The sequence below is a fragment of the Paenibacillus cucumis (ex Kampfer et al. 2016) genome (assembly GCF_019748695.1).
In the GTDB taxonomy this organism is placed as follows: Bacteria; Bacillota; Bacilli; order Paenibacillales; family Paenibacillaceae; genus Paenibacillus; species Paenibacillus polysaccharolyticus.
This window is the reverse complement of record NZ_JACLIC010000028.1, coordinates 114,753-123,194: the sequence shown is the minus strand read 5'-3', so window position 1 is coordinate 123,194 and position 8,442 is coordinate 114,753. Positions and strand designations below refer to the sequence as shown.

Below are 8,442 nucleotides of genomic sequence, written 5' to 3'. Positions count from 1 at the left end.
GTGCCAGCACCGCTCGCCGGGCTTGCCGCAGGCGGGGTCGCCGCCCATGCGCTTGCGGGCGGCTGCCCTTGCGGAGCCGTGCCCGCTCCGGCGCTGGCGCCGCGCAGGGCTGGCTCCGCCGGTGGCACGGCCTGCGCATCGCGGGCCGTGCCATTGCCCGCTGCCTCGCCGGAGGCGGCAGCGCGGGCTTCTTGTGCGCCGAGCGACCATGGCTCGGCTTCGGTGCGTAGCCGCTCATGGGGCCTGAGCGGCTGTTCCGCGGAGTTCAGCGTATATTTCCGCTGATATCCGCGCGGGGTGACCATGAGTCCTTCGTACATCATGGTCGAGGAATTGCCGATAATCACGGTCGTTAACATACCGATATCGTAATTCAGCATATCTTCCAGCGTGGTCATGACCACGTCCTGGCGTTCCCGGTACGCACTCTTGACCAGGCCAACCGGTGTCTTCGGATCACGGTAACGCAGCAACATCTCCTGCGTCTCTACAATCTGGCGTGTACGCCGTCCACTGCGTGGATTATACAAAGCAATGACAAAATCAGCCGCCGCTGCCGCTTCAACCCGGCGAATGATCGTTTCCCAAGGTGTCAGATGGTCGCTGAGGCTGATCGTACACGCGTCATGCATAACCGGCGCACCAAGCAAGGACGCACACGATTGAATAGCGGACACGCCAGGAATAACCTCGACAGCTACGCCTGTATCCGGCTTCCAGCCTTGCTCGATCAGCACCTCATATACAAGCCCCGCCATACCGTATACCCCGGCATCCCCACTGGAGATTACGGCAACAATGTGGCCTGCTTCCGCTTGTCTTACCGCTTCCTGTGCCCGACTGACTTCCTCCGTCATGCCTGTACGCACAATGGCTTGTCCATTCAACAAAGGCCGGATCAGATCCACATAGGTGTTATATCCAATGATGACCTCGCTTTCCTGCAATGCATCCAGCGCCCGTTTCGTTATGTGCTCCATCGCACCTGGACCGAAACCGATGATCAGCAACTTGCCTTGCTTTTGCATCCCGTTTTCCCCCTCACTCCACTTGTCATACGATTAATGCCCCAACCTTGTTTATCCCAAAAGTTCCCCGATACAGATGTGTCTCTCTCGTTTATAGCCCTGTAAAACATCATTTCTTCTGCTCAACTCGGCAACTTCGTTCCTGTCCGAAAAAACAAAAAAATCCCATCCTAATCACGGATGAGATACGCATGTACTTACACTCAGGAAACCTGGCCTGTAATATTCCATAATAAGGAATTACAAGCAGCCAGAACAGCCCAAATAGAGCCGCACAGTACAAACCACGGTTTGTCCCTTTCCCGAACTTATCGTACACCACTCCTTTCCGCGAAGGGTTTGGTGACACATGCAAGGTAGGTCTCCTGGCTCTGGATCATTAGCGTTCTTTCCTGTCTTCCCCGGTATACCGAGTGACTTTCATGGAAAACGCTTTACCATTACAGTGGCGGGACCGCTCGGGACTTGCACCCGATTCCCTGTTACCTCTTGCTTTATGCAAGAGCACCTTGCTGCTTTCATATTGTCTTCATCATACCATCGGTCAGGAAATAATGTCCACGCTTCTCAAGATTGTCCTAAACATTAATTTTGGATAAAAATGAAAAAAAGGTCCCGATCCGATAACGGATCAGAACCTTTATATATCCATCCATATAACTGATGTGATTCCTTCTAAACTTAATACTCCTCTGGGTACGAATTGCGTCTGCTATTCTTTACACAGCTACTCTTGCCCTGTGATTGCTCTCTTATTAATCTTCCCGGACACCCACCGGATTCGCGGCAAAATAACGTCCCAGTTCAACGATGAGCGCTCCCATCTTCTCCTCTTCCGGCACAACCAGCGCTTCGATACCTTCCTCACGCATGGCATTCGCCGTAACTTTACCAACCGAGGCTGGGACTACACCTTCTTTGAAAGCCGTCAGCATCTGCTGCAGCTTGCCTTGGGAAGTTGCATATTCCGTCAAGAATCGAACCTGCGGCCCGCTTGTAAAAGCTACAGCCTCCAGCTTATGCTGAATGATTTCATTTAGCAGTTGCTCCAGTTCTGCCTCCTCAGGCGGCACGTGACGATACGGCAATACCTGCCGCACAACAGCTCCTTGTTCTTCGAACCAGCGAACCAGTTTGGGAGCCGTTTCCCCATGCAACTGTAACATCACTTTTTTGCCTGCCAGATCATGCGAGCCAAATTCCCGAATCAAACCGTCCGTACTACCATCATCATCTCGTACCAGAGTTGTTAGCTTCAGCTTTTTTAACGCATTTACCGTTTTGTACCCTCGGGCTGCAATACACGATTCAGCCAAGACATTCCGAAGTTGTCCGGCTACATCCATGTCCTCAGCCATGTCGAACAAAGCATCCAGTCCCATGCCCGTCGTAAACACTGCCCAATCCGGCGGATCAGAAATCCAGGAAACCAGTCCATCCCGAATGTTACGGTCATCCAAAAATACCGTGCCTTGTGCAGGACGCACAAGCGGGATTCCTCCCATTTTCTCTACCAAAAGAGACATCTCTTTGGACTTTCTCGGTCCGGTTAATGCCACACGTACCCCTGCCAAATGTTGAGCCATCCATGTTCCCCCCCGTTTAAGAAGCCGAAAGTTCATCAATCTGACTACAGTATACAGGGTACTTCTGCGGAGGGAAACCATGTCTGCTTGCTTTCCGGCCTCTTTAGCTATAACGATTTTTTATGGTTTGCATCAGGAAGGCTGCAAATTTCCGCCGCCAGGTGATGTTTTACCTTTCTTCTCTATGGACTTTTCCGCTGACTTATCACCAGACTTCTCTTCGGACTTCCCTTCAGTTTGATCTGATTCACCAGATGCCTGCTCCTGCTTCTGTTCACCTTCCTGCTGTTTGCCTCTCGAGGCCCTATCTCCCGATTCAGAGTTCGGTGCATGCCCAGCCTCCTTTTTGCGCGGACGAAGAAATAGAAAGAATACGATTGGAAACAGCACCTCAAATACAATGGCAACCCATGTCCATTCCCGTGTAAATCGATTCAGCTGAATTGCATTGCGGAAAAACCAGAACGCACATACAAAACCCAGCAACGCAATGGGTCCGGTCAGTACTTTACCAGACACTTTGGGAATCATGCGTTTCAACCCCCAGCACACTAAATACAGGTCAAACGCAATCTTGGTAATAATACAAGGCAAAGTTGCTGCCGCAAGCGCCAGATCGAATCGGTCTAGAAAGTCACTAATCTGCAGCTGTCTTGCCAGCTCATACGATGGATATACAAGTCTTGAAGCAATGGGTACACCGATGGAGGTGATCGTTTCCACGACAATAAGCATCATCAATAGAGCCGTGACGATGTTGCCTGTGACAATGGACTTTACTCGAAAGTCACTCCCCCTTACGATAAAGGGCAGAAAAATCATCTCTCCATAAAACGAAAAGAGATACCAGCTCCCCCTGCCCACACCCGCCAGGTCAACATCGAAATAGGGCTTCAGGTTATCCAGATTGATCTGCTGAATTAGCATAAACGGCACAATCATGGAGTTTAACAGAAAAAGCGCTACATATAACTCCACCATGCCAATCAGGGAACCTAGCCCTCCTCGCACGATAAATATAGCCATGACAAGCAGAGAGAGCACGATAATCGATATTGGTGTTGTTTCCAACAATGTGATACTTACATAATCCCCTGTTAGCCGAATATCTCTCGCGAATACAAAGAAGAAAAACGCAATGTACATCAATCCGGCCAATCTTCCCAGAAAGGGAAATCGTGTCACTAATGATTCAAACAGATCCTTGTCCGGAAAACGCCGCTGGACACGGCTGAGCAGCCACATCGATGTAAACATAATCAGAACAACGGGTATGTAACAAAGATAGGCATGCTGTTCTGCATAATAAATGGCTTGTGCATGAGGTTGTAGCAGTGTACCCGTAATACTAAGCAGCATGAGCATCAAGATCATTTGCCTGTGCGTTACCTTCTGAATCATCCTGCCCCTCCTTCCGTACCTGTTTCTTGCATATCAAGATTACATATGCCACATCCTCAAGGCATTGGCAGCAGACGTTGAATAATATGACTCATCCATACCGATAGGAATACGGTTTTGTTCAGCGTCGTAACGTAGAGCCAGAGGCCTGTTCCAAGCGCAATGATTCCATAAGACAGCCAGCGATTAATGGAGGCCGCTTGTTTCAGATGCCTGAAATCCATAATCAGCACCCCGATTACCATTGCCAGATAGGTAAACAGTAGCGGTTTAATCATGTATGATGTCCTCCTCTACGACTCCAATCGGTTTATTGACAATACCGACATTCTCAATAATGACATGCGGGTCCACAGTTACTTGAACCTCCGGATAGAGAACCTCCCAGCGATCTTTAATCTTGTCCCATTCCTTGGGTAACTGCCTATGGATGGAACGGCCGATGCCGATAATGTCTGCTTTGAATTTCTTCTGAACCAGCCTTACACCTTCCTCAATATCCTCTTTGATCTTCCGGTGCACGGCTTCATTCAGATTTAAAATTTCCTTCTCGCGCCTGTCACCATAATCCGATTCATTGTCCACAAGCACTCCCTTGGCATACATCTGAATGGTCACACTCACTTTGCCATTCACAATCTTGGGATGAAGGGAGGAATTGTTCTCGTTTAACTTGATAAACATATCTCCTTTGCCGCGCGGAGCTTTAATCATGACTTCGGGTTCATTGGCTTCACCCATGGCAAGAATTAATGCATCGGCCGGAGCCTTGTCCATCATGCCCACCAACTTGTCTTTTTTGAAAATAGCCAAGCCGTCCAGTTTGATATTGGTCACAGCACCTTTCCAACCCTCAGGTACACTGTCCGAAACGGATGCGATCGGCAGAAAAGGATCAACCCCTTCGTCTAGAATGGAGTCTATAAACGTTTTAAGGGATCTTGGATTCCTCATATTAAGAAAACATAGTTCTCGTACCATCTCCGAAGGGAACTTCTCAATCGGCGCATCCGTGTCCATGACCTTGTGTGCCTCACCTCTGGTGACAACAGGAAGTGCCGATAACCGATTTAGGGGATATCGGGTGAACAGATCTAGCATCGGGGCAACACCGTCACGTGCCAGTTCTTCCCCAATAAGGATGGTACGGCGATGTGCATAATAAATACGGCGAGAGAGTGACTTCTGACCCTTAAGCGTAGTCCCGCGTAAAGTTCGATCCGTGTTGGAGAGGATAAACCATGGCTTGTCACCATTTGTACCGCCCCCGCCCCCTTCACTTCCCGAGGCTCCAGACTGTCCAGGAAGGGCAATCTGCAGACTGGATCGGTATTCATCACCTTCTTTATCAGCAGCAATACCGATGACAAAGGCGACATCATTAATCTCTTCGCGATCCCAGCAACCTGTAAGCAGAGATGTACACAAAATCAACGAAATGACAGCTCTATATTTAATCAAAAACTTCATGGAATCACCATCCTTCCTCTGCTTCCGGCGAACCATTGATATCTCTGGTCATACGTTTGCGATCCCGGTGCACGGTCGAAGGACGATTGATCATTTTCCACCAAGGCACCCGGACCAAAATATCTTTGGTATCCTTCTTATGGTATGGACTCACCCCTGACAGATAAGGTACACCAAAAGAAGTCATCTGTGTCAGATGTACAGAAATCAGCACTAGACCAATCACGATGCCGTATAATCCCAGCATGCCTGCCAGAAGCATGATCGGAAACCGTAACAGCCTTACGGTAATGGCAAAGTTAAAGCGCGGAATCGTGAAGGATGCAATCCCCGTCATCGATACGATAATAACCATTGGGGCAGAGACGATACCTGCCTGCACGGCAGCTTGACCAATCACAAGGGCACCGAGGATACTGACCGCTTGCCCCACCGTTTTGGGTAACCTGACCCCTGCCTCCCGCAGCGCTTCAAAGGATAATTCCATAATGAGCGCTTCAATGAGTGCCGGGAAAGGGATGGCTTCGCGGGCACCGGCAATACTGAGAATCAATGTAGTTGGAAGCATGTCCTGATGAAAGGTCGTAATGGCGATATACAATGCTGGCAGGAACAAAGCAATAAACACAAACAAAAAACGTATCCAACGAATCAAATTGGTAATGAAGAACCGCTCATAATAATCCTCACTAGCCTGTAACATCTGCCACATCGTCACGGGAGCAATCAATGCAAACGGCGTTCCGTCCACCATGATAGAAAATCGACCTTCCAGCAAATTTGCGGCAACTGTATCCGGGCGCTCCGAATAGTGCATCTGTGGAAACGGGGAGTTCGGGTTATCCTCAATGAGCTCCTCGATATAACCGCTCTCCAGAATACCGTCGATTTCAATCTTCTCCAGACGTTCTTTGACATCCTGAATTAATTGGGGATCAGCAATCCCTTCCAGATAGGCCAAAACCACATCCGTTTTGGTGTCGGAGCCCAGCGTCATACTTACCATTTTGAGTGCAGGTGTCTTCAGCTTGAAACGAAGTAAAGCTGTATTCATGCGTAGCGTCTCGGTAAATCCTTCACGCGGCCCCCGAATGACCGACTCCGTCTGCGGCTCCTCTACGCCTCTCCGCACCCCACCTTTCACGTTGAATAGCCATGCTTCGGCTTCTCCGTCCATAACCAGTAACGCCGATGAGGCGAGCACGCCCTCGGTCGCAGCAGCCCAGGTCTGAACTCGCTTGACCTGCGTTAATTCAATTCGTGTATCATCAATCGGCACATCCGGCTCGTCAGTACGTTGCTGGATCAGCCCTCGAATAAGCGGGCGTAGCATATGCTCCTGAATATCCGCCGAATTCACTATCCCCTCAACATACACGAGAAGCCCCTGAACCTCCGGTGTGATCATCACGTTGCGGAACACGACATCCGAAGAGTTCGAGAAGATTTCTTTTAACGCCTGAATTTGAGTTGTATGTATGGCACTGATCGGTTGTTTCAGAATAGGTGGGGACGGCAGTCCCAAGGGTACATATTTGCTACTGTCAGTCGTTGATGCTGAAGTCTTGGTCTTTTCGCTACCTTTTGATGATTTATCTGCCATATGCCGCCCCTCCATTCTTGGTTTTTATACAAGGTAGCTTGTGCCAGAAGGCAGGGAATTATGTGGTCTTTTTTTACAAAAAAAAAGCCTCCCTCAAGGGAAGACTTAACAATCGAAACGATCAACTTGAAAACTGAACCATACGTGTTAAATCAATAACTTACACCATGAACAGAATAACAAGCTTAGATCATACACTTATCTCTGTTCGGTTAGTCAGCAAAATAATCATCAGGTATATATTGAATTTCCGACTTGGCATAGATGGTGAGTGTATGCCGCTCGCTGTCATATTTTACGCGGTCGCCGTCAACATAATACCAGTGCTTTGTCAGAGGACGGTCTTTGCGCTGTACGAAACGGAATACGTTTAATTCCTGTCTCAGCTCAATAATCTTCAAGGCAGTCTGCTCATCAAGTCCCGATACAGTGAACAGGTAACCTGTTCCTTCCTGCTGAAAGCGATAAGACAAGGCTGCATCCGTCTTGCTATTCGCCAGCCCACGCCCGGTGACCCCATGTTTTACCATAAACCATTCCTGCTGTGCCATACGTATCGTTCCTCCTTTGATCTTGGAGTGGGAGTTCTTATTTTTATTAAGGCAAATCAATCAACATATAAAACGTATCCTCATGCCCTTCCAGCTTCATGGAAGAAGTCTGCTCCACGCGTGCGGTATCTCCTGTATGGAGCACATGTTCATTCTGCAGGCCAAGCTTGCCCTCAATGGAGAAAATGTACATGCGGCGACCTTCGTTCTGTTCAAAATCAAGCGTCTTGCCCTTGGATAACCGCCCAAGGTAAATCGTCATGTCTTGATGAACCGTGGCAACCCGCGGCCCACCATCGGATGATACTACAGGCACAAGAGCGCCTTCCAGAGCAGTTATATCATACGAAGTCGTTTCGTAGGATGGCTGTAACCCTTTCGTATGTGGCATAAACCACAGCTGGAGAAGCCTTACTTCCTCGGTATCTGAGGCATTATGCTCTGTATGAATGACGCCGCTTCCTGCTGACATGCGCTGAATGCTACCAAAGCCTGTTACGGCAACATTGCCCAGACTATCTTCATGTCTCAGCTTGCCATTCAGCACGATGGATACAATCTCCATATCACTGTGTGGATGTGCCCCAAAGCCGCGACCTGGTGCGATGACATCATCATTGGCTACCCGCATGGGTCCAAAAGCAGTGTTGTACGGGTCCTGGTACTCCCCAAAGGAAAAGCTGTGACTGCCCCGCAACCAGCCACGGTCAAAGCTGGAACGTGCTTCGGATGGAATAACCTTAATCATATCGCGTAACCTCCTCAAATCTGTTATGGTTCGTGTAGATCCCTCTTATTTTTTC

The 8,442-nt window shown here is 49.1% G+C and carries 8 protein-coding genes and 1 riboswitch; all 8 genes read right to left on the bottom strand.

Features of this window, described 5'->3' with window-relative positions; translation table 11 throughout:
* A partial coding sequence (cobJ, locus tag H7T88_RS18320) for a precorrin-3B C(17)-methyltransferase (RefSeq protein ID WP_221789702.1) occupies positions 1-1,028 on the bottom strand: 1,028 nt, incomplete at its 3' end.
* Positions 1,029-1,366: 338 nt separating this feature from the next.
* Positions 1,367-1,555: riboswitch (cobalamin riboswitch) on the bottom strand.
* 228 nt (positions 1,556-1,783) lie between these two features.
* Positions 1,784-2,614, bottom strand: a complete 831-nt coding sequence (locus H7T88_RS18315; protein ID WP_221789700.1) for a uroporphyrinogen-III synthase — start codon at positions 2,612-2,614, stop codon at positions 1,784-1,786.
* Between the two features lie 132 nt (positions 2,615-2,746).
* Complete coding sequence (locus tag H7T88_RS18310) at positions 2,747-4,015, bottom strand: GerAB/ArcD/ProY family transporter (RefSeq protein WP_221789698.1); 1,269 nt, start codon at positions 4,013-4,015, stop codon at positions 2,747-2,749.
* A 56-nt stretch (positions 4,016-4,071) separates the two neighbouring features.
* Positions 4,072-4,293, bottom strand: a complete 222-nt coding sequence (locus tag H7T88_RS18305) for a hypothetical protein (RefSeq protein ID WP_221789695.1) — start codon at positions 4,291-4,293, stop codon at positions 4,072-4,074.
* Entirely contained in the window at positions 4,286-5,485 is a 1,200-nt protein-coding gene (locus H7T88_RS18300) for a Ger(x)C family spore germination protein (RefSeq protein ID WP_221789693.1), read from the bottom strand. Before H7T88_RS18300 ends, H7T88_RS18305 begins: the two co-directional genes overlap by 8 nt.
* Positions 5,486-5,489: 4 nt before the next feature.
* Entirely contained in the window at positions 5,490-7,088 is a 1,599-nt protein-coding gene (locus H7T88_RS18295) for a spore germination protein (RefSeq protein ID WP_221789691.1), read from the bottom strand.
* 212 nt (positions 7,089-7,300) lie between these two features.
* Positions 7,301-7,639 (bottom strand): hypothetical protein, encoded by a 339-nt coding sequence (locus tag H7T88_RS18290; protein WP_090924143.1) that lies wholly within the window; start codon positions 7,637-7,639, stop codon positions 7,301-7,303.
* Between the two features lie 46 nt (positions 7,640-7,685).
* Positions 7,686-8,387, bottom strand: a complete 702-nt coding sequence (locus H7T88_RS18285) for a pirin family protein (RefSeq protein ID WP_221789689.1) — start codon at positions 8,385-8,387, stop codon at positions 7,686-7,688.
* Positions 8,388-8,442 lie beyond the last annotated feature (55 nt).

Bases quoted from the DNA above. Each gene is read 5' to 3' on its own strand.
- H7T88_RS18315 (WP_221789700.1), bottom strand. From the start codon at position 2,614: ATGGCTCAACATTTGGCAGGGGTACGTGTGGCATTAACCGGACCGAGA.
- H7T88_RS18310 (WP_221789698.1), bottom strand. From the start codon at position 4,015: ATGATTCAGAAGGTAACGCACAGGCAAATGATCTTGATGCTCATGCTG.
- H7T88_RS18305 (WP_221789695.1), bottom strand. From the start codon at position 4,293: ATGATTAAACCGCTACTGTTTACCTATCTGGCAATGGTAATCGGGGTG.
- H7T88_RS18300 (WP_221789693.1), bottom strand. From the start codon at position 5,485: ATGAAGTTTTTGATTAAATATAGAGCTGTCATTTCGTTGATTTTGTGT.
- H7T88_RS18295 (WP_221789691.1), bottom strand. From the start codon at position 7,088: ATGGCAGATAAATCATCAAAAGGTAGCGAAAAGACCAAGACTTCAGCA.
- H7T88_RS18290 (WP_090924143.1), bottom strand. From the start codon at position 7,639: ATGGCACAGCAGGAATGGTTTATGGTAAAACATGGGGTCACCGGGCGT.
- H7T88_RS18285 (WP_221789689.1), bottom strand. From the start codon at position 8,387: ATGATTAAGGTTATTCCATCCGAAGCACGTTCCAGCTTTGACCGTGGC.